Genomic DNA, 19,824 nt, shown 5'->3' with positions numbered 1-19,824 from the left:
TGGCCGGGCTGTTCAGGGACGCTTGCCGCAATGTGGGATATTTCCGGGATATTGTGGATGCTGGCTATCGGTGCGGTGCTGTTCGTGCCACTCGAACGGCTGCTCCCCGCCCCCAAGGCCGGCCGGCGCGGCCGCGCCGCGTTGGTGGCGGACCTGCTCCACGCGACGGTCGGCGGCCAGATGACCAAGGTCTGCGCCGCGCTGCTGCTGGCGATCATGCTGTCCGGCAGCGCCCACACCGGGGTCGCCGGGCACTGGCCGCTGGCGGTGCAGGTCATCGTCCTGCTGCTGATCTGCGATTTCCTGATCTATGCGGTACACCGGCTGGAACATGCCGTGCCGCTGCTCTGGCGCTTCCACCGCATTCACCACAGCAGCACACACCTGGACTGGCTGGCCTCTGCGCGGGTCCATCCGATGGAACAGATCGCCATCACCACCCTGACCGGGCTGCCGATGTACCTGGTGGGTTTTTCGACCACGGCCATCGCCATCTACCTGGCGGGCTATACGTTCCATTCGGCGCTGCTGCACGCCAACACGCGGCTATCGTTCGGGCCGCTGGAGGCGGTGTTTACGCCGCCGCGCATTCACCACTGGCACCATGCCGATCAGGTGGAGGCCTATGACAGCAACTTCGGATCGCAACTGGTGATCTGGGACCGGCTGTTCGGCACCGCCTATCGCCCCGACGCCGATCGCCCTGCCCGCTTCGGCGTTGATGCCCCCCCGGCGGAGGATTTCGCCGCGCACCTCCTGGCACCTTTCCGCGCCCAGCCGGAGCCGTTCACCCCCACTTTCGATGGCACCATGGCGGTGCCGGCGAGCGTGTCAGGCAATCGCTGAGAAGTTGAGGAATTCAGGCACCGGCCCGTTCCAGCCGCCGCTATCGCCCGGCTCCAGATCGGCCTGACGCGGCCGCCGGTTATCCCTATCGCCATCGCGCCGGGTGCTGCCGCGCTTTTCGGCACCGTTGCCGCGATCATCACCCGCAGCAGGCCTAGTCTCGCGGCGGGGTTCAGCTTTACGACCCGTTTCCGGTTCGCGCCGGGCCTCGGGCTCACGCCGGGGCTCTGCTTCGCGACGCGGCGCGCGCTTGGTGCGTGCGTTCTTCGCCGGGCGCTCGGCCGGCTCGGCGCTCGCGGGCCGTTCCCCGGCCTCTTCCGAGCCCAGCGTATAAAGCGGGATGGGCCCGCCGGTCAGCTTCTCGACGTTCTCGATCGCTTCGGCATCTTCCGGCGCGACCAGCGTGAAGGCACGACCCGTGGCCCCGCCACGGCCGGTGCGGCCGATCCGGTGGACATAATCATCCGGGTGCCAGGGCGTATCGAAGTTGAAGACGTGGCTCACGCCCTTGATATCGAGCCCGCGCGCGGCGACGTCCGAGGCGCACAGGATGTTGATCTGCCCGGCCTTGAACCGATCGAGTTCCGCAATGCGCGCGGGCTGTTCCATGTCGCCATGGATCTCGCCGGCGGCAAACCCGTGCTGCTTGAGGCTCTTGGCCAGTTCGCGCACGGTGGTCTTGCGGTTGCAGAAGATGATCGCGGTGCTGACGTTATCGGCGTGCAGCAGCGCGCGCAGCGCCTCGCGCTTCTTGCGGGCCGTGACCGGCACCTTGTACTGCGCGATGTTGACGTTGGTGCTAGCCGGGCGGGCCACCTCGATGTACTTGGGGCTCGTCAGGAAGCGGTCAGCCAGCTTCTTGATCACCGGCGGCATCGTCGCCGAGAACAGCAGCGTCTGGCGGTTGGTCGGCAGCTTGGAGCAGATCGTCTCGATATCGGGGATGAAACCCATGTCGAGCATGCGGTCCGCCTCGTCGATGACCAGCAGTTCGCAGCCTGTGAGCATGATCTTGCCCCGCTCGAACAGGTCCATCAGCCGGCCCGGGGTGGCAATCAGCACGTCGACCCCGCCCTGCAGCGCCTTGAGCTGATCGCCCATCTGCACGCCGCCGATCAGCAGCGCCATCTTGAGATCGTGGTTCTTGCCGTACTTCTCGAAGTTTTCGGCGACCTGCGCCGCCAGTTCGCGGGTCGGCTCCAGGATCAGCGAACGCGGCATCAGCGCGCGACGGCGGCCGTTGCCCAGCACATCGATCATCGGCAGAACGAACGCGGCGGTCTTGCCGGTGCCGGTCTGCGCGATGCCGATCAGGTCCTTCATCATCAGGACCGCCGGGATCGCCTGCGCCTGAATCGGCGTCGGCTCGGTATAGCCGGCAGAAGTAACCGCCTGGAGCAGTTCGTCAGAGAGGCCGAGATCGGCGAAGCTCATGGGCAGGACAGTTTCCGGGATAGAGTGAAATGATCGGCTGATGCAGTGTTCGGCAAGGCCTGCCACGCCGAAAAGGCGAAAGACCCGAAAATACAGGCTTCGCCGCTGCGTGTCATGCGAGCTTTGGGGCGGCCCCTATGCGCAAACGGGGGGGCAAGTCAAGTTTTTGCGCACTTTGCAGGGCGGACCGAGGGGTCAGCGCCGGTCTTCGACGAGTTGCCGGATCCGCGTCAACGTGCAGTTGGCACCGCTGCGCGACAGCAGCTTGTCGCGATCGACGCACAGGTTCCCGTCCGAAGAATTTGCAAGGTAGAACCCCGAATAGAAATCGCGCGCCCGGCACGCCCGATCGAGCTCGGCCGCCACCATCGCGCCGTTGCGCAGAAACAGCAGCAAACGGTTATCCCCCTGCGGACGGACGCCAGCGATGGCGGACATGCTGAGGCACTTGCCCATCTTGCGCTCCAGATAGCGCGGAGCCAGCGTCATATCGGGCAGGCCGACGAAGGCATCGGGCACCATCGGCGCCGCGCCGCGCGGGGCGATGCGGATGGTCATGCGCTGTTCGATGCGGATCTGGTAGGAATCCATAGGCTGGATCGACCGGAAGGTCATTGCGGCCGGAACCACCTCGTCAAGACCGCGCATCGCCGGCGCATCCTCCGGAAGCAACGCCGGTGCGGCAGCGGCAGGTGGCGATCCGGCATCGCGGTCCTTGCCGCCATCATCCCCCGCCACTGCCGGAAACAGCAGAGCAATCGGATAAAGCAGGATACTCGCAAAATTCATCGAGCCGCCGGTCCCATCGGTATTTCCAAGCCGCAAACCCTCAACGGCTTCGCCATGGCGATGCCTTTGCCTTACCGCAAGAGCTTGAACCACCGCTTAATGCGCGCATCGGCAGACAGGGGTGAAAGCCGTGCCGCGTTGTGCCATAGCTGTGCCATGACCCCCACTACCGACAGGCTCGACACGTTTCTGGGCGCGGTCGCCGCGACGCTGCCCGATCTCACGATCACGCAGGACCCGGACCTGCTCGATCCCTGGCTGACCGACTGGCGGGGGCGGTTCACCGGCCGCGCCTGCGCCCTCGCCTCGCCGGACAGCACGCACCAGCTCGCCTCGCTGGTACGGCTCTGCGCCGCGCACGGGGTGCCGATCGTGCCGCAGGGCGGCAACAGCGGCATGTCAGGCGGGGCCACGCCCGATGTCAGCGGTGAAGCGCTGCTGCTGTCACTGCGCAAGATGAACCGGATCCACGCGATCGACAGCGCGGCGCGGCGCGTCACCTGCGATGCCGGGGTGGTGCTGCAGACGCTGCACGAAGCGGCCGAGGCGCAGGACCTGCGGTTTCCGCTGACGCTGGGCGGCAAGGGATCGGCAACGGTCGGCGGGCTGATCTCCACCAATGCCGGTGGGACGCAGGTGCTGCGCCACGGTTCGATGCGTGCGCTGGTGCTGGGCCTTGAGGCGGTGCTGGCGGACGGGCAGGTGTTCTCGATGCTGACCCCGCTCAAGAAGGACAATCGCGGCTTCGATCTCAAGCAGTTGCTGATCGGTTCCGAAGGCACCCTCGGCATCGTCACAGCCGCTACCCTCAAGCTGCTGCCGGCGGTGGCCGAGCGGGTCGTGATCTGGGCCGGGGTGCCGTCGCTGCACGCCGCCCGCAAGCTGCTGCTGCATTGCGAGGAGAGCATGGGCGACGCGCTCGAAGGGTTCGAGGTGATGCCGAGCGCCTCGCTCGACGCGGTGATCGAGCACTTGCCCGGTGCGCGCGCGCCGCTGGGCGAGCCGCATGCCTGGCATGTCCTGATCGAAGTCGTCGCCGATCGCGCGGGCGCAGCAACGCTGCGCGATGGGTGCGAGACCACGCTGGCCAGCGCGTTCGAGGCCGAGCTGGTCGAGGATGCGGTGATGTCCGCCAACGAGACGCAGGCGGAGGCGTTCTGGCTGCTGCGCGAAACCGTCGCCCCCGCCGAACGCGCGCGCGGCCCGGCCGTGCAGCACGACATTTCCGTACCCGTGGAACTGATGCCCGATTTCGTCGAGGAGACCGCGCCGCTGATCGAAGCGAAATGGCCCGGCGTCGAAGCGGTCGCCTTCGGTCACCTTGGCGATGGCAACATCCACTATCACGTGATCGCCCCGGCGGCGACGGATGCGCGGCTGTGGCAGGAAGGCGAAGGCAAGCAGATCAGCCGCTATGTCCACGATCTGGTCACCCGGTGGGGCGGCTCGATTTCCGCCGAACACGGCATCGGCCAGCTCAAGCGCGCCGAACTGGCCCGGCTGGGCGATCCGGTCGCCTTGTCGATGCTGCACGCCGTCAAGCATGCGCTGGACCCAAAGGGCCTGCTTAACCCCGGCAAGCTGATCTGAACCCGCGGGCGGCGTCCACGCGGGGATTTGCGCGGGAAGCTGGGGTCCCCGGCTTGCGTGGTGCCCAAGCTGGCCGTAAAGCGGGCACCGATTGCAGCCCAATAGACGTTTCGGAGAGAGTTCCATGGCCAGCGCGCCGCAGAATGCCGCCCTACCCCTGTTCTACAACGATCTCGTGCCGCTCAACTCGCAGCAGCATTCGGCGTGGAAGACCCGCTCCACCGACAAGGCCACTTGGCTGGTCGACGTCAATTCGGTGCCGCTGACGGTCGAGGAATTCCCGCAGGCGCAGCGCAACTTCCCGATCGTGTTCACCGCCGGCGAAAACGCCGTGCCGCTGGCACTGTTCGGGATGAACGAAGGCGTCAACGTCTTCGTCGAAGCCGACGGCTCGCTGACCAACCCGGTCTACATCCCGGCCTACGCGCGCCGCTATCCGTTCATGCTGGCCCGCCTGCGCCCGGATACCGAAGAACTCTCGCTCTGCGTCGATCCGTCGAGCGATCTGGTCGGCGAGGACATTGAGGGCGAGCCCCTGTTCGATGGTGCCGAAGCCAGCGAGACCACCAAGTCGATGCTCCAGTTCTGCGAAAACTTCGAGATCGCCGGCAACAAGACCGCCCAGTTCATCGCCGAATTGCGCAAGCACAACCTGCTGATGGACGGCGAACTGAACATCGATGCCGGCACCGGCCAGCCGTTCACCTATCGCGGCTTCCAGATGGTGGACGAATCGAAGCTGCGCGAAGTGCGCGGCGATATCCTGCGCCAGTGGAATCAGAACGGCATGCTGGCGCTGATCTACGCCCACCTGTTCTCGCTCGAACTGGTCCGGGACATCTTCGGCCGCCAGGTCGCCCAGGGCAAAGGCCCGGCCCTGACCCCGAACCCCGCGCTGCAGGACGTCTGAGGCCGCGCAATCGCGCCGCAAATCCGGAAGGTGTGCACTTTTCGCCACACCTTCCGGACAATCAGAGCACGCTTTTCAGTTTGCTCTTATCAAGCGCCATGCATTTTGCTTTGATGCCGTCTTGAATCCCCGAAAAGGCATGCTATGTTGGCTATGCTTGATCGGCGCACCCCTCATGGCCCGGTCAGGTTGGTGCACTTCGGTGCACTTCCTCCCTGAACCTTGGCCACCTCGCGCACCGCGCGAGGTGGTTTTTTCAAAAAACGAGACTTTCGCTCGGTTCGCGCAGGCGTGGGCGTTCGCGCATGCGCGCCAACGTCGTGCTTTTGGCTATCCGATGCCGGGAAACATCGCCTTATCGAGCACGGCGTTATTCCGCTGCCAGCGGCCAGGCCGGACCTTCGCCGTCCGTCCGCACCCCGGACTGCCCCAGCTCGGCCACGCAGCACGCCAGTTTCCGCACCAGCCCGCTCAGCGCACTGACGATTCCCTCGAAGCCGCGCCCCGGTTCGCTCAACTCGCCATCCAGATAACGGCTGCGATCGATCTCGATCTGCAGGGCATAGATGCGCCGCTGCGGCCGGGCATGGCGTTCCAGCACATAGCCGCCAGCATAAGGCCGGTTGTGCGCGGCCTCCAGCCCGCATTGGGCGAAGTGCGCAAACGTCGCGGCGATGACCTCGCCGTGGCAAGTGGCCCCGAACCGGTCGCCGATGACGATGGCCGGCGCACCTTGGCCCGCACGCGGCGACAGCGGCGGCATGGAGTGGACATCCAGCAGCAACGCCGCGCCCCAGCGGCCCCGCAAGTCTTCCAGCGCGGCGCCTACCGCCGCATGATAGGGCGCATGGATGCCATCGACCCGCGCGTCGAGTTCTGTCATCTCGTGGCGATGCCGCCAGACTTCGCCGATCCCGGGCAAGCGACGCGGGATCAGGCCGAGCCCGCTGCGGGCACGATGGCTGGGAACATGGCCGGCCAGTGGCGGCCGCCCCGCCCGGCTGAACATCTCCCAATCGACATCCTCGGTGGAGCGGTTGAGATCGATCATCGCGCGCGGTGCCATCGCGGCGATCAGCCCGGCCCCGGTGCTGCGCGCCATGCCTTGCGCCACCAGATCGACATAGCGATCCTCCAGCTTGAGCAGGGTCGCGCGCGGGTTGCGCATGGCCCGCAATACGGCGCGCGGATAGTCGCGTCCGGCGTGCGGCACCGAGAGCAGTACGGGGATCGCCGAGGGGCTGGTGCCGGATTGAAAAAATGAGGGCCGCCCGCCGCTTCCGGGGATATGGCCACCCCGAACCCGGCCCGAATCGCTGCCTTCGCCTGCTCCGTTCATGCATCCCAAGCTGTGCGTTTCGCCCCCTGCTGTCAAAGCGTCCCGTAACCGGTCAGTGCTGAAAGCGGGCGAGAATTTTAACCCGTGCTCCGCTATAAGCCGGGCAAGGCGTCGCCACACCAGACAGTTCCACATAAAAACCCGGACATGAGATCATGATTCGCATCCTGCTAGCCGAAGACGACGAAGCCATGCGCACTTATCTCGCGCGCGCGCTCGAACGGGCTGGCTACGATGTGGTCGCGGTCGATTGCGGGACCGCCGCCCTGCCCTGGCTGGAAACCGAAGCGTTCGACCTGTTGCTGTCCGATATCGTCATGCCCGAGATGGACGGGATCGAGCTGGCGCAGCGCTGTGCGGAAATGTCGCCGATGACCAAGGTCATGTTCATCACCGGATTCGCCGCCGTGACTCTGCGCGCCAGCCGCGAGGCACCGCAGGCAAAGGTGCTGTCGAAGCCCTTCCACTTGCGCGATATCGTCATGGAAGTGCAGCGCGTTTTCGGGCTCAGCGAGACTGCGCAGCTCTGAACGATGGCGGGGCGCGGACAACCGGAAATAAAGCGGCCAAAGCCGCTTGCATCGCTCCGAACTCGACGCTAAAGGGCCAGTCCTCCGGCGGGAAGCTGTCGGAAACATGCCGAATGGTGTGGGCGTATAGCTCAGTGGTAGAGCACTATGTTGACATCGTAGGGGTCGCAAGTTCAATCCTTGCTACGCCCACCATTCGAAAGGCCCCGGGGATCGCAGGATCCGCCGGGGCTTTTTCGTTTTGGCCCGCAATGCATCGGCGTGCCCCGCCCCGGCCTTGACTCCGACGGCGGGGCCGACAAACATATCGAGCGATTGGTTTGTTATTTCCGCGCAAAGCCTTGCGCAGCCCCCCATGCCCGGCTCGCCGCCGCGCACAAAGCAGGACCCGCTCATGACCGACACCCCCCATCCGCTGATTGCCGGCCTGACGCGCGGCTGGGCCGGCGATCTTGAAACGCTGCTCTCGCTCTACACCGAGGACTGCCGGTTCGAGGACAAGCCGTTCGGCCTGGTTCACCATGGCCATGCCGGGGTGAAGGAGGTGTTCGAATTCACCTTCTCGATGATGCCCGACTTCAAGGTGACCTATCATCGCCATACCGAAATCGGCGATACTGCCGCCGCCGAGTGGACCTTCACCGGATCGTTCCATGGCGAATTCGAAGGCCGCCGGCACGCCGGGACGCCGGTGAGCATGGACGGTGTCTCGTTCATGACGCTGCGCGACGGCAAGATCCTGACCAATTGCGATTACCACAACCTCGGCACGCTTTCGGCCCAGCTCGCCGCCGCCTGATCTGCTTTTGATTCGCAATCGCATCATCATCGCGCAGGCACGTAAATACCGGCCCAACCCGGCGGACTCGCGCCTTGCTATCGTGCGCCTGCGTGCCTAAGACACGCGCAAATCTCACTCCCTGGGAGCCCGCACGGTATGGCAAAGATCAAGGTCAAGAATCCGGTCGTCGAAATGGACGGCGATGAAATGACGCGGATCATCTGGCAATGGATCCGCGAACGCCTCATTCTCCCCTATCTCGATATCGACCTGAAATATTACGATCTTTCGGTCGAAAAGCGTGACGAAACCGAAGATCAGATCACGGTCGACGCGGCCAACGCCACCAAGGAATGCGGCGTTGCGGTAAAGTGCGCGACGATCACCCCTGATGAAGCCCGGGTCGAGGAATTCAGCCTCAAAAAAATGTGGAAGTCGCCGAACGGCACGATCCGCAACATCCTGGGCGGCGTCGTCTTCCGCGAACCGATCGTCATCAGCAACGTGCCCCGGCTCGTCCCCGGCTGGACCGACCCGATCGTGGTCGGCCGTCACGCCTTCGGTGACCAGTATCGCGCCACCGACACCAAGATCCCCGGCCCCGGCAAGCTGCGCCTGGTGTGGGACGGCGAAAACGGTGAGAAGATCGATCTCGACGTGTTCGACTTCCCGGCCGCCGGCGTCGCCATGGCGATGTACAACCTGGACGAATCGATCCGCGATTTCGCCCGCGCCTCGTTCAACTACGGTCTCGGCCTCAAGTGGCCGGTGTACCTGTCGACCAAGAACACCATCCTCAAGGCCTATGACGGCCGCTTCAAGGACCTGTTCCAGGAAGTGTTCGACAACGAAGGCTTCGCCGAGAAGTTCAAGGCTGCCGGGATCATCTACGAACACCGCCTGATCGACGACATGGTCGCCTCGGCGCTCAAGTGGTCGGGCAAGTTCGTCTGGGCCTGCAAGAACTACGACGGCGACGTGCAGTCGGACACCGTCGCGCAGGGCTTCGGCTCGCTCGGCCTGATGACCTCGGTACTGATGGCCCCCGACGGCAAGACCATTGAAGCCGAAGCGGCGCACGGCACCGTCACCCGTCACTATCGCCAGCACCAGCAGGGCAAGGCGACCTCGACCAACCCGATCGCCTCGATCTTCGCCTGGACCCGCGGCCTGATGTACCGCGGCAAGTTCGACGACACCCCCGACGTGGTGAAGTTCGCCGAAACGCTGGAACGCATCTGCATCGACACCGTGGAAAGCGGCAAGATGACCAAGGACCTGGCGCTGCTGATCGGTCCCGATCAGCCGTGGATGACCACCGAACAGTTCTTCGAAGCCATCGTCGAGAACCTTGAGGCGGAAATGGCCAACTGGGCCTGATCCAGCCGCAGCTCGCGATGTGAAAGGCCGCCGGCGATACCCTCGCCGGCGGCCTTTTTATTTGCGCCTCAATCCAGCGCCCGGATCAGCCGCGCGGGAACGCCGCCTACCAGCGTGTTTTCGGCAACGTCCGAAGTCACGACCGATCCCGCCGCGATCACACTGCCGGCCCCGATCGATACACCCGGAAGGATCGTCGATCGCGCGCCGATCCAGCACCCGTCGCCGATGACCACCGCCGAGGTGGTGGTTTGCCCCGCCCGCGCGCCGCGCTCGCCGATCTCATGGCTGCCGGTGAGGATCAGGCAGTCCGGGCCGATGTCGCAACCGGCCCCGATGGTGATGGCGGCCCCTCGCCGCGTGTGGAATTTCGTGTCCGGGCTCAGCCACGTCCCCGCGCCGATCGACAGCTCGCCCCGGCCGTAGACCCGGCAGCCGCCGCAGACCCATACCCGATCACCCAGGCTGATACCCGCCCGGCGCAGCAGTACGCGCCGGAGCCCGAAGCAACGGGTGTGCGGCAGGGGCAGCCAAGCCAACAGCCAGTCGATCAACAGGCGCATCATGCGAGGCCTCTCCTCAAGCGTCGAACCGTCAAAAGAAAAGCACCCCTGTTCCTGCTGGCCGCATCAGCGATATGCCGTTCGGCGGCAAAAAGGAACTACCGTGCCATGCGGTTCCACGCATCGAGCGCGGCGATCTTGTAGGCTTCCGCCAGCGTCGGGTAATTGAAGGTGTTCTCAATGAAGTAGTCGATCGTGCCCTTCAGGTTCAGCACCGCCTGGCCGATGTGGATCAGTTCGGTCGCCCCCTCGCCGATGATGTGGACGCCCAGCAGGCGGCGGGTCTTGTTGGAGAAGATCATCTTCATCAGCCCCTGCTCCAGCCCCATGATATGGCCCCGGCTGGTTTCGCGCAGGCGGGCGATGCCGCATTCGTAATTGATGCCGCGCCGGCGCACTTCCTCCTCGCTCATCCCTACGGTCGAGATTTCGGGCACCGCATAGATACCGTAAGGGAAATAGGCCGGTGCCGGCGGCAGCGGCAGGCCGAAGGCGTGGCAGGCGGCAATGCGGCCCTGCTCCATCGAGGTCGAGGCGAGGCTGGGAAACCCGATGACGTCGCCCGCCGCATAGATGTGGGCCGCAGACGTCTGGAATGTCGTCGCATCGACGGCGACCCGGCCGCGCCCGTCCACGTCGATCCCGCAGGCATCGAGCCCGAGCCCGGCGGTCGCACCCATCCGCCCGGCGCAATAGAGCAGCATTTCCGACCGCACTGCGCGCCCGTCCTTGAGCGTGGTGACGATGCGGCCGTCCGCCCCCCTGGCCACCGTTTCCACCGCCGATCCGAGCCGGAAAGTCACCCCGCGATCGCGCAACTGGTGGACGAATTCCTCGATGATCTCGCGATCGATGAATTCGAGAAAGTTGGCGCGCGGCTCGATCACGGTAACCGCCACATCCAGCGCCGAAAAGATCGTGGCATATTCGATCCCGATCACGCCGGCCCCGACCACGGCCAGCGACCGGGGCAGCCGGGCGATGTCCACCACCTGATCGCTGTCAAGGATGTCGGGATCATCGAAGTCGATGCCTTCGGGCCGGTGCGGCACCGTGCCCACCGCGATCAGGAACCGGTCCCCCTCCACCGCCAGTTCGCTGCCGTCGGGCGAAGTAACCACCACCCGGTGCAGATCGACGAAGCGCGCGAAGCCCGCCATCGTCGCCACGCCGTTGCGCAGGAATTGGTGCTCCAGCACATCCACTTCGTGCGCCAGCGTCTTGCCCAGCCGGATCGACAGGTCCTGGCTGCCGATCTCCTTTTTCACCCGATAGGACCGGCCGTAAAATCCCCGCTCACGCCAGCCGGACAGGTTGAGCGCCGTCTCGCGCAGCGTCTTGGACGGGATCGTGCCGGTATGCACGGAAACGCCGCCCACCTTCAGCCGCCCCTCGATCACCAGCACCGACTTGCCCAGCTTGGCCGCCTGGATCGCCGCCCGGCGTCCTGACGGGCCGCTGCCGATCACGATAAAGTCGTATCGTCCCACGTATGTTTCCCCCGGAAAAGCCGGTCGGCAGAAATGCCGACTGCGGTTCCTCCCCTCCCGAAGTGATACAACGCAGAGTGCGTCGGCGCGTGCTGCATTGCAACAGGAATGAACAGGATTGCAGCGCCCGGTTTCCTTGCCGGCGCACCGGCCCTATAGCCCGGGCATGACACGTTGGGCGCGCCTTCTCCCGGTTCTGATCGCAGCGGTTGCGCTGGCCGCGCCGGCGGCCGCACGCGAAAGCCTTGGCCTTTACGAAACCTGGGGTGCGTTCCGCGATCCGCTGGTGCCGCGCTGTTATGCCATCGCCATGGCCCAGCCCAGCGCGATGCGCCGCGATTACCAGCCCTTCGCGGCGGTCGGCACCTGGCCGCGACGGGCGGCGCGCAACCAGGTCCATTTCCGCCTGTCACGCAAGCTGATGCCCGGTGCCGCGATCGTGCTGCGGATCGGCGAGGAACGGTTCGCGCTCACCGGTGGCGGCGGCGATGCCTGGCCGGCCGATGCGCGCGCCAACGCCGCCATCCTTGCCGTCATGCGCTCCGCCCCGGCGATGACCGTATCGGCGCGCGACGATCGCGGCGGTGGCTTTTCGAATACCTGGCCGCTGGCGGGGGCCGCATCGGCGATGGACGCCGCCTCGATCGGCTGCGCTCGGCTGCGCTGACGCGAAAAAGGCGGGAGCCGCAGCCCCCGCCTTTCCGGCCTGCCCGCTGGTGCGGACGGGCGCTCGATCAGAACCGCACGCCGACGCCGGCAACGATCTGGTGACGATCGAGGTCGAGGTCGAAACGGCTGCTGTCCGGGATGTCGTCACGGAAATCGACTTCGCCGCGCTTGTAGTTGGAATAGCGGTATTCCACCTTCACGAACGCGTTGTTGGTCACCGCCTGCTCCACACCGGCACCCACGCGCCAGCCGTCCGCATCCAGATCGCGGTTGGTCGTGACCGTACCGCTGGCATTGCGAATGTCGAACTTGGCATTGGTGTAACCACCCTTTGCGTAGACGAGGGTCTTGGGGGTCACGGCATAACCGACGCGCGCGCCCAGATAGAGGTCGCGGTTGGTCTTGACGTTGCCGATGCCGAACCCTTCGAAATCGCCATTGTCAAACTTGGTCTTGGCGGTCGACCAGGTCACTTCCGCCTCAGGGCCGACGACGAAATTGCCGACCTTGAAATCGTACCCGGCGCCCACGCCATAGAGCAGGCCATCGATATCCTGGTCGTTGGGCACGTCGGAATCGTCATCGATGCTGCTGCCTGCCCGGCTCATGTCATAGCCGATCACGCCTTCGACGTGCGGGCCGGAAAACGGTTCGGCCGGCGCGACGTCCTGCGCGAAGGCCGGGGCGGAGGCGAGTGCGGTGCCGGCAAGGGCACCGAACAGAAACTTCTTCATAGGGAACTCCATAGTCAACTGCGGTGCGATCCAACCGCATGGACCGGTGGAATGCGCGGCATCGACGCGAAGTTTCCTGAACCTAACACAACGAAATCATTGATGTTTTTGGGCAACACTGGTGCGATGGACGGAGCCGCCGATCGGTTCGATCGAAGGAACCGGATCACGCAAAGCCCGTTCGCGTGGGCGCGCAAAGCCGTTTGCAGACCTATGGTTTCCGATAGGGCGGCCGATCTTTGCGCAATCGCGCGAAATCGATTATAGGCCCGCCCAATCATGACAGACACGAACTCCATGCCTGCCGGCGGGATCATGGCGATCCCGGGCCAGATCGACCCCGTACCCGTTCCCCGCACCGCTGTGGTGGATGGGGTGACGCCCCGTGCCGATGGCCGGATCGACCTGATGGGCCTGCCGCGCAAGCGCATCGCCGAACTGTTCGAACAGGCCGGGCTTGATGCCAAGGCGGCGAAACTGCGCGCCAAGCAGGTGTTCCACTGGCTCTATCATCGCGGCGTCACCCGCTTCGAGGCGATGACCGATATCGCCAAGACCATGCGCCCCTGGCTCGAAGACCGCTTCGTCATCGGCCGCCCCGACATCGTCGAGGCCCAGCATTCGACGGACGGCACCCGCAAGTGGCTGCTGCGCACCGCCGACGGTCACGATTTCGAGATGGTGTTCATCCCCGATGCCGATCGCGGCACGCTGTGCGTGTCGTCGCAGGTGGGCTGCACGCTCAACTGCCGCTTCTGCCATACCGGCACCATGCGCCTGGTCCGCAACCTGACGGTCGGCGAGATCGTCGGCCAGGTCATGCTCGCGCGCGATGCGCTGGGCGAATGGCCCAAGGCGGGCGGCAACATGGCCGGGCTGGACGAGGACGAAGACGAAGGCAGTTACAGCGCCGATGGCCGCCTGCTCACCAACATCGTGATGATGGGCATGGGCGAGCCGCTCTACAATTTCGACAATGTGCGCGATGCGCTGAAAATCGTGATGGACGGCGACGGCCTGGCCCTGTCCAAGCGCCGCATCACCCTCTCGACCAGCGGCGTCGTCCCCAAGATGGCGCTGTGCGGCGAGGAAATAGGCGTCAACCTCGCCGTCTCGCTCCACGCGGTGACCAAGGACGTGCGCGACGAGATCGTGCCGATCAACAAGAAGTACGGCATCGAGGAACTGCTGCAGGCCTGTGCCGACTATCCCGGCGCCAGCAACGCCCGGCGCATCACCTTCGAATACGTGATGCTGAAGGACAAGAACGACAGCGACGCCGACGCGCGCGAACTGGTCCGCCTGCTGCGCCACTACAACCTGCCGGCCAAGGTCAACCTGATCCCCTTCAACCCCTGGCCCGGCGCGCCTTACGAATGCTCCACCCCGGAGCGCATCCGGGCGTTCTCGAACATCGTGTTCGAAGCCGGCATCAGCGCCCCCGTCCGCACCCCCCGCGGCCGCGACATCGACGCCGCCTGCGGCCAGCTCAAGACCGCAGCGGAAAAGAAAAGCCGCGCGGAACTGGAGCGGTTGTATGCTGAGAAGGAAGCGGAGCTGGGGTCATACCGTTTAGGGTGCCCTGTCACTTTTTTACGTACCAACCGCCATTGATCAGAACCGCAGCGCAGAGCCAAGTGATCGCGATCGACCAGACTCCGGCACCACCAAGAATACCGAGCACGAAGCGCGGCAATGTGAACGTCCTATCGAGCAACAGAGCTATCCCCAAAAAAACAAAGCCAAGCATGTAAGCTGAAATGCCGAAGCGCCCCGTCCTTTCCATACCTAGCTCACTTGATCGAGCCATGAACGCCGCACGCAGCATTGCAAATGCCGCTGCAATCACAAATGGAAGAATCCAATAAGTTATTTTTGAAGAGACCAATATACCTACGATCACGATTGCCCATGACATTGCAACATTGGCGATAAACAAACTTCTGGTCATGGTTTCTCAGCTATTAGACCTTGATGTGCAACCATCGCGCACCGCCCACCAATCCACACAACTCCATCCCCATCCCGGCTCACATATACCAGCCCGTCCGCGCCCACCTTGCGCCCCTGCGCCGCAACGTAATTGCCCGCAACCAGCCCAGCCCCGAACAGGTGCAGCGCGACACCCGCGTTGAAGCTCCCGGTCACCGGGTCCTCGCAGAACGCGCCGAGCTGGTTGGCGAAGAAGGCGCGCAGTTCCCAGTCGGCCGGGCCGCCCGGCGGGCATGGGCCGGCAAGGCCGATGTCGGTGCCCGCCGGGGCCTTCGGGGCAGGCTCTGCCGCCAGCACGGCTGCGGCGCTGGTGAGGCGCAGAAGTTGCCATTGCGGGCCGTTGGCGACGTGCACCGCCTCCACCACCGCCGCCGCATCCACCCCCGCCAGCCGGATAGCTTCGGCCCGGTCCTCGGGCGAGAGCGGGCCCGAGCGGACCAGCGGCGGCGCGGCGAAGGCCAGCCGGTCGCCGTCCTGCTTCACGGTGACGAGGCCGATGCCACATTGCTGCACCACCCTGCCCGCCGCCTTCGGCACCCCGCCCGCCGCCAGCCACGCATGGCAGCTCCCCAGCGTGGGATGCCCGGCAAAGGGCAATTCGCCGCCGGGGTAGAATATCCGCACGGCATAGTCCGCCGCCGGATCGGTCGGCGCGGAGAGAAACGTAGTCTCGGAAAAACCGAGCCAGTTGGTCAGCGCCTGCATCCGCGCATCGGACAGCCCGCCGCCGTCGTGAACAACGGCCAGCGGATTGCCCGAGAGCGGGCCGTTAGCGAAGACATCGACCAGATCGAGCTGCATCGCCGGGCTACTTCGCCAGTTCGGCCTCGATCGCCGATACGACCTCGGCGGCCTTGGGCTCCAGCCCCGGTGCGAACCGGCCCGCCACCGTGCCGTCGCGCGCGATCAGGAACTTCTCGAAGTTCCACAGCACGTCGGGATCCTGCGTCGGCGTCATGCCATAACCCTTGAGCTTTTCGCGGAATTCCTCGGCCGGGCCGGTCTTTTCCGGTTTCGCCGCCGTCAGCGCGGCATAAAGCGGCTGCTGGGCCGGGCCGGTCACGTCTGCCTTGGCAAACATCGGGAAGGAAACATCGTAGGTGAGCGAGCAGAACTGCGCGATCTCGTCCTCGCTGCCCGGCTCCTGCCCGCCGAAATCGTTGGCGGGAAAGCCCAGGACTTCGAACCCCTGGTCCTTGTACGAACGGTAAAGCGATTCCAGCCCTTCATACTGCGGCGTCAATCCGCACTTGGAAGCGACGTTGACGACCAGCAGGACCTTGCCCGCATGCTCGGCGAGACTGTCGGCCGCCCCGTCGATGCGGGTCAGCGGGATGGCGGCAAGATCGGTCATGGCATGTCTCCCGTGCGCAGGTGTGCCGGGAAGATATGCAACCCCGGCGCGGCTCTCGCAAGCCGCGCCGGGAAGAGGTTCACACGATATAGTGCGCGGTGGTCTTCGCAGCCACTTCCTCAGGCGTGACGCCCGGCGCGCATTCGACCAGCTTGAACGGGCTGGCGTGGTCGGGCCGCTGGAACACGGCCAGATCGGTGACGATCATGTCCACCACGTTCTTGCCGGTCAGCGGCAGGGTGCAGGCGGGAATGAACTTGGGATCGCCGTTCTTGCTGGTGTGTTCCATCACGACGATGATCTTCTTCACGCCGGCGACGAGATCCATCGCGCCGCCCATGCCCTTGATCATCTTGCCGGGGATCATCCAGTTGGCGATATCGCCATTTTCGGCCACTTCCATCGCGCCCAGCACGGTGAGATCGATATGGCCGCCGCGGATCATCGCAAAGCTTTGCGCGCTGTCGAAATAGGCCGATTGCGGCAATTCGCTGATCGTCTGCTTGCCGGCGTTGATCAGATCGGGATCGACTTCGTCCTCATATGGGAACGGCCCGATGCCCAGCATGCCGTTTTCCGACTGCAGCGTCACCGTCATGCCCTCGGGGACATAGTTGGCGACCAGCGTGGGGATGCCGATACCGAGGTTGACGTAGAAACCGTCTTCCAGCTCGCGGGCCGCGCGCGCGGCCATTTCATTGCGGGTCCAACCCTTTGTTTCCTGGGCCATCAGACAGTCTCCCTCTCGCGGATCGTCTTGAATTCGATCTTCTTGTCATACGGCGCGCCGACGACGATGCGCTGGACGTAGACGCCGGGCAGATGGATGGCATCGGGGTCGAGCGAGCCGGTGGGGACGATCTCTTCCACTTCGACCACGCAGACCTTGCCGCAGGTGGCGGCCGGCACGTTGAAGTTGCGCGCGGTCTTGCGGAACACGACGTTGCCGGTTTCGTCGGCCTTCCAGCCCTTGACGATCGACAGGTCGGCGAAGATGCCGCGTTCGAGGACGTATTCCTGCCCGTCGAACACCTTGGTTTCCTTGCCCTCGGCCACCTGGGTGCCGACGCCGGTCTTGGTGTAGAAGCCGGGGATACCCGCACCGCCGGCGCGCATGCGCTCGGCCAGGGTGCCCTGCGGGCAGAATTCCACTTCCAGCTCGCCCGACAGATACTGCCGTTCGAACTCCTTGTTCTCACCCACATAGGACGAGATCATCTTCTTCACCTGCTGCGTGCGCAGCAGCTTGCCGATGCCTTCGTTGTCGATGCCGGCGTTGTTGGATGCGAACGTCAGGCCCTTGACGCCACTGTCGCGAATGGCGTCGAGCAGCCGTTCAGGGATGCCGCAAAGGCCGAAACCGCCGGACGCGATGAGCAGTCCGTCCTTCAGCAATCCTTCAAGCGCCGCTTCGGCGCTCGGAAAAATCTTCTTCATGAGATTCGTCTCCCGTTGTGGGAGCTTGCGTACACCATTCAATTCGATCAGGAATAGCGATAGTTTTTTATCGTTTTTGATAGACTATACTTATGAAACGCATTGCCATCTACCACCTCGAAACGCTGCTGATGATCGCCCGCCTCGGCACGTTTCGTGCAGCGGCGGAGCGGCTGAACACCACCCAGCCCGCCATTTCGGCCCGGGTGCGCGAGGTCGAGCTGCAACTTGGTGTCCAGCTTTTCCGGCGCGAAGGGCGGCGCATGGTGCTGACCACGCGCGGGCGGCAACTGGTGCAGGCGTGCGAACCGCACTGGGCCGGCCTGGAGCAAGCCCTGATGGAGGCGAGCGACTTTTCCGGTGCCACCGGGGTGGTGCGGATCGGATCGGGCGAGATGGCGGCATCGACCTGCCTCACCGACCTGGTGGTCGAAATCCAGCGCGACCTGCCGGGGGTGACGATGGAGGTGGAGTTGGACCTCACCCGCCGCATGGTGGAGCGGCTGCTGGCGGGTACGTGCGATATCGTGCTGCTGGCAGGGCCGGTCGCCAGCCCCGGCGTGCGCACCGCGCCGATCGGCTCGCTCGATCTGGTATGGGTCGCCAACCCCGCGGTCGCCCGCAACCATGCCGCCGGAACCCTCCCCGGCGTGTGGTCGCTGCCGGTGCAGTCTCCACTTCACGGCGAGACGATGGCCGCGCTCGATGCGCTGCCGCGCGCGCCGCGCAGCGTCAGCACCTGCAACAACGTGCGCACCCTGATCGATGTGATCGTGCGCGGCGCGGGGGCCGCCGTCCTGCCGGAAATGATGATCCGGGAGGAACTGGCCTCCGGGGTATTGGTCGAAGTGCTGCCCCGCCCAGCGCGGCGCATCCACTTCGAAGTGGGCATCCGCGATCGCGAGCAGGAGCCGCTGGTGCTGGAACTATTCCGCCGCGCCAGCGCGCTGCGGGTCGATCCGGGGGCTGTGGGCTGAACGCCAAAAACCATCGTCATCCCCGCGAAAGCGGGGAGCCATCTCCTTTCGGTGCGATATCGATCGGCATCAGATGGGTTCCCGCTTTCGCGAGAATGACGACGATTTTTTAAAGCTTCAAAGCGTCGTGAAGATCGCGCCGAAGTCCAGCCCGCCGTTGCCGCTGTCGACGAAGGCTTCGTAGATCGCCTTGGCGTGTTCGCCCATCGGCACCTTGGCACCGGCATGCGCCGCGCCGTCCATCGCCAGGCGCAGGTCCTTCAGCATCAGCGCCGAAGCGAAACCGCCGGCATAGCCGTTGTCCGCCGGGCTGGCCGCGCCGACGCCGGGGGCGGGGGTATAGTCGTTGAGCGACCAGCAGTACCCGGTCGACTTCGAGCTGATCTCATAGAACTTCTGCGGTTCCAGACCCGCGCGCTCGGCCATCTTGAGCGCTTCGCAGGTGCCGATCATGTGGATCGCCAGCAGCATGTTGTTGCACATCTTGGCGACCTGACCCGCACCGATCGCGCCGGCATGGATCACCGCCTTCGCCATCGGCTCCAGCACCGGCTGCGCGGCGGCGAAGGCTTCGTCCGAACCGCCGACCATGAAGGTGAGGTTGCCGCCGGCCGCCGCCGCGACACCGCCCGAAACCGGCGCATCGACCATCGGATACCCGGCATCACCAGCCAGCGCCGCCACTTCGCGCAGCGTCGCCACGTCGATCGTCGAACTGTCGATCAGCAGCGCGCCCTTGGGGGCCTTGCCGATCACGTCGCTGGTGTAGACGCTTTTCACGATCGCGCCGTTGGGCAGCATGGTGATGACCGCTTCGGCATCGGCGACAGCGGCGGAAACCGTGTCGAACGGCTCGCAACCGGCTTCCTTGGCGCGGGCCAGCGCTTCGGCAGAAAGGTCGAAGGCTTTCACGTCGTGGCCGGCTTTGGCCAGATTGGCCGCCATGCCGCCGCCCATGTTGCCAAGGCCGATGAATGCGATCTTCATGTCGTGCTCCACTTTGCGCATA

General features: G+C 65.0%; 21 protein-coding genes and 1 tRNA gene. 10 read left to right on the top strand and 12 right to left on the bottom strand.

What is annotated here, in order from left to right:
• Positions 1-57: 57 nt before the first annotated feature.
• Positions 58-846, top strand: coding sequence for a sterol desaturase family protein (locus tag IE122_RS08280; RefSeq protein ID WP_189620690.1), 789 nt, complete (start codon positions 58-60; stop codon positions 844-846).
• On the opposite strand, the gene IE122_RS08275 is transcribed toward IE122_RS08280, so the two are convergent.
• The gene (locus tag IE122_RS08275; RefSeq protein ID WP_189620689.1) at positions 832-2,280 is read right to left on the bottom strand and encodes a DEAD/DEAH box helicase; all 1,449 of its coding nucleotides are present in this window, start codon (positions 2,278-2,280) and stop codon (positions 832-834) included. The two genes, IE122_RS08280 and IE122_RS08275, sit on opposite strands and share 15 nt — an antisense overlap.
• A gap of 195 nt (positions 2,281-2,475) precedes the next feature.
• Positions 2,476-3,069, bottom strand: a complete 594-nt coding sequence (locus tag IE122_RS08270) for a hypothetical protein (RefSeq protein WP_189620688.1) — start codon at positions 3,067-3,069, stop codon at positions 2,476-2,478.
• A 156-nt stretch (positions 3,070-3,225) separates the two neighbouring features.
• Here IE122_RS08270 and IE122_RS08265 point away from each other — a divergent pair, with 156 nt between their 5' ends.
• Together IE122_RS08265 and IE122_RS08260 are read left to right on the top strand one after the other, a co-directional pair.
• Entirely contained in the window at positions 3,226-4,659 is a 1,434-nt protein-coding gene (locus IE122_RS08265; RefSeq protein WP_189620687.1) for an FAD-binding oxidoreductase, read from the top strand.
• A 124-nt stretch (positions 4,660-4,783) separates the two neighbouring features.
• The gene (locus IE122_RS08260) at positions 4,784-5,569 is read left to right on the top strand and encodes a SapC family protein (protein ID WP_189620686.1); all 786 of its coding nucleotides are present in this window, start codon (positions 4,784-4,786) and stop codon (positions 5,567-5,569) included.
• A 370-nt stretch (positions 5,570-5,939) separates the two neighbouring features.
• Here IE122_RS08260 and IE122_RS08255 read toward each other — a convergent pair whose 3' ends face one another.
• A complete protein-coding gene (locus IE122_RS08255) occupies positions 5,940-6,908 on the bottom strand; it encodes an N-formylglutamate amidohydrolase (RefSeq protein WP_189620685.1) in 969 nt (322 codons plus the stop codon).
• A gap of 155 nt (positions 6,909-7,063) precedes the next feature.
• Here IE122_RS08255 and cpdR point away from each other — a divergent pair, with 155 nt between their 5' ends.
• The 4 genes from cpdR to IE122_RS08235 all read left to right on the top strand — a co-directional run bounded on the left by cpdR (position 7,064) and on the right by IE122_RS08235 (position 9,599).
• Positions 7,064-7,438 carry a cell cycle two-component system response regulator CpdR gene (gene cpdR / locus IE122_RS08250; protein ID WP_189620684.1) on the top strand — a complete coding sequence of 125 codons (375 nt, stop codon included), beginning with the start codon at positions 7,064-7,066 and terminating at the stop codon, positions 7,436-7,438.
• Positions 7,439-7,558: 120 nt separating this feature from the next.
• Positions 7,559-7,633: transfer RNA gene (locus tag IE122_RS08245), tRNA-Val, on the top strand.
• Positions 7,634-7,832: 199 nt separating this feature from the next.
• Entirely contained in the window at positions 7,833-8,237 is a 405-nt protein-coding gene (locus IE122_RS08240; RefSeq protein WP_189620683.1) for a nuclear transport factor 2 family protein, read from the top strand.
• A 138-nt stretch (positions 8,238-8,375) separates the two neighbouring features.
• Positions 8,376-9,599 carry an NADP-dependent isocitrate dehydrogenase gene (locus IE122_RS08235; RefSeq protein WP_189620682.1) on the top strand — a complete coding sequence of 408 codons (1,224 nt, stop codon included), beginning with the start codon at positions 8,376-8,378 and terminating at the stop codon, positions 9,597-9,599.
• Positions 9,600-9,667: 68 nt separating this feature from the next.
• Here IE122_RS08235 and IE122_RS08230 read toward each other — a convergent pair whose 3' ends face one another.
• A complete protein-coding gene (locus tag IE122_RS08230) occupies positions 9,668-10,165 on the bottom strand; it encodes an acyltransferase (protein WP_189620681.1) in 498 nt (165 codons plus the stop codon).
• A 95-nt stretch (positions 10,166-10,260) separates the two neighbouring features.
• The gene (gene sthA, locus IE122_RS08225) at positions 10,261-11,652 is read right to left on the bottom strand and encodes a Si-specific NAD(P)(+) transhydrogenase (RefSeq protein ID WP_189620680.1); all 1,392 of its coding nucleotides are present in this window, start codon (positions 11,650-11,652) and stop codon (positions 10,261-10,263) included.
• A 166-nt stretch (positions 11,653-11,818) separates the two neighbouring features.
• On the opposite strand from sthA, the gene IE122_RS08220 reads away from it, so the two are divergent.
• A complete protein-coding gene (locus tag IE122_RS08220) occupies positions 11,819-12,319 on the top strand; it encodes a hypothetical protein (protein ID WP_189620679.1) in 501 nt (166 codons plus the stop codon).
• A gap of 67 nt (positions 12,320-12,386) precedes the next feature.
• Here the strand turns inward: IE122_RS08220 and IE122_RS08215 are convergent, their stop codons facing one another.
• On the bottom strand, positions 12,387-13,055 hold the full coding sequence (locus IE122_RS08215; RefSeq protein ID WP_189620678.1) for an outer membrane protein: 669 nt from the start codon (positions 13,053-13,055) through the stop codon (positions 12,387-12,389).
• Between the two features lie 279 nt (positions 13,056-13,334).
• Here IE122_RS08215 and rlmN point away from each other — a divergent pair, with 279 nt between their 5' ends.
• Positions 13,335-14,669 (top strand): dual-specificity RNA methyltransferase RlmN, encoded by a 1,335-nt coding sequence (gene rlmN, locus IE122_RS08210; RefSeq protein ID WP_189620677.1) that lies wholly within the window; start codon positions 13,335-13,337, stop codon positions 14,667-14,669.
• Here rlmN and IE122_RS08205 read toward each other — a convergent pair.
• From IE122_RS08205 to IE122_RS08185, 5 genes are all read right to left on the bottom strand, one after another.
• Entirely contained in the window at positions 14,641-15,006 is a 366-nt protein-coding gene (locus IE122_RS08205) for a hypothetical protein (RefSeq protein ID WP_189620676.1), read from the bottom strand. The two genes, rlmN and IE122_RS08205, sit on opposite strands and share 29 nt — an antisense overlap.
• On the bottom strand, positions 15,003-15,848 hold the full coding sequence (locus IE122_RS08200; protein ID WP_189620675.1) for a PhzF family protein: 846 nt from the start codon (positions 15,846-15,848) through the stop codon (positions 15,003-15,005). Before IE122_RS08200 ends, IE122_RS08205 begins: the two co-directional genes overlap by 4 nt.
• Before the next feature lie 7 nt (positions 15,849-15,855).
• Positions 15,856-16,401, bottom strand: a complete 546-nt coding sequence (locus IE122_RS08195; protein ID WP_189620674.1) for a glutathione peroxidase — start codon at positions 16,399-16,401, stop codon at positions 15,856-15,858.
• A 79-nt stretch (positions 16,402-16,480) separates the two neighbouring features.
• Positions 16,481-17,131, bottom strand: a complete 651-nt coding sequence (locus IE122_RS08190; protein WP_189620673.1) for a CoA transferase subunit B — start codon at positions 17,129-17,131, stop codon at positions 16,481-16,483.
• Positions 17,131-17,838, bottom strand: a complete 708-nt coding sequence (locus IE122_RS08185; RefSeq protein ID WP_189620672.1) for a CoA transferase subunit A — start codon at positions 17,836-17,838, stop codon at positions 17,131-17,133. The genes IE122_RS08190 and IE122_RS08185 overlap by 1 nt, the downstream gene beginning before the upstream one ends.
• Positions 17,839-17,930: 92 nt before the next feature.
• On the opposite strand from IE122_RS08185, the gene IE122_RS08180 reads away from it, so the two are divergent.
• Positions 17,931-18,815, top strand: a complete 885-nt coding sequence (locus tag IE122_RS08180; protein ID WP_189620671.1) for a LysR family transcriptional regulator — start codon at positions 17,931-17,933, stop codon at positions 18,813-18,815.
• Between the two features lie 117 nt (positions 18,816-18,932).
• Here the strand turns inward: IE122_RS08180 and mmsB are convergent, their stop codons facing one another.
• Positions 18,933-19,802, bottom strand: a complete 870-nt coding sequence (gene mmsB / locus IE122_RS08175) for a 3-hydroxyisobutyrate dehydrogenase (RefSeq protein WP_229813904.1) — start codon at positions 19,800-19,802, stop codon at positions 18,933-18,935.
• Positions 19,803-19,824: the final 22 nt, after the last annotated feature.

The sequence above is a fragment of the Novosphingobium colocasiae genome (genome assembly GCF_014652555.1).
Taxonomy (GTDB): Bacteria; Pseudomonadota; Alphaproteobacteria; order Sphingomonadales; family Sphingomonadaceae; genus Novosphingobium; species Novosphingobium colocasiae.
The sequence above is the reverse complement of the archived record's forward strand: the minus strand, read 5'-3'. Positions and strand labels throughout refer to the sequence as shown.